Annotated in this window: 1 protein-coding gene; it reads right to left on the minus strand. The window is 39.3% G+C overall.

Annotation, left to right across the window (positions count from 1 at the left end):
* Window positions 1-947, minus strand: a 947-nt coding sequence (locus tag FHS86_RS19175) for an ISAon1 family transposase (RefSeq protein ID WP_429417703.1), incomplete at its 3' end; no start/stop codon positions are given.
* Between the last annotated feature and the right edge of the window lie 97 nt (window positions 948-1,044).

Here is a 1,044-nt window from a genome sequence, read left to right on the forward strand (position 1 = left end):
GGGATGTTTCTTACCCCTCTGAACTGAGATCTAAATGCTTTAATTTTAGCATTAAAAGATTCTGCCGATGCATTTGTGCTTCGGTTTATAAAGTAATTGAGTATGGTTGTGTAATTATTTTTTATCGTGTTTGCGATTGTGTTGAATGCTTTGAACCCTGCTTTTTCAACTTTATCATACCATCTTGCCAATTTTGTTAGTGCCACTGACTTGTCGGTAGTATTCTCATAAATACCTGATAACTCACGATATAAGTTGTAAGCTTTCTCGATGTCTGGGTAATGGTTAAACAAAATCTCGGATCTAATCAGTTGAGAAGGAGTCCACTTATTCTCATGTTTAAATAAAAGATACCGGCTTCTGGCTAATAATTGTTTCAGGGTGTCCCCATTTTCAAGCCTGTTGGCAACATATGTATTCCCGGTTTCTTTGCTTAATTCTATTTCTTTGTTCTCTTGGTCGATGGCTTCCCAGCGATGTTTTATTCTTATTTGTTGTACCGCATCGCTTGCCAGTTGTATTACATGAAAACGATCGGTTACCTGGGTGGCTTTTGGAAAACATTTGCTTACAATTTTTTGCATCGATGGAGCCATGTCGAGGGTTACCTCTTGTACTTTGTTTCTTTTAGAGAGCGGTATTTTTTTCAATACATCAGCTACTTGTTCACTATCGGTTCCCTTGATCATTGCAACAAGACTCCCTTTTTGACCTCTTCCTTTTTTGCTGGTGACCACAGTGTAAAGTTCTCCCTGCGAAAGGCTTGTTTCGTCAATGCTTAAAGCGGCACTTATATTTTGAGGGTAGAGAATCCAGTTTTCTGCATGTTCCAATTGGTCCCAGTCAAGAAAGTCGCTTAAATAACGGACGTATTGTTCCTCAAGCCTTTTCCCATTGACACAAAAGTACTTGCCCAGACTATTGCAACTAACAGGGCTAGTATCGATTAATTGCTTTTAAAAAAGACGCAAATTCCTGTGTCATTCGCGTTCCTTTTGCTACAATCGTCCAATCCCTGCAAACGATCTGGCCGGTATCGATATT

The organism is Roseimarinus sediminis, from assembly GCF_050433125.1.
Classification (GTDB): Bacteria; Bacteroidota; Bacteroidia; order Bacteroidales; family Prolixibacteraceae; genus Roseimarinus; species Roseimarinus sediminis.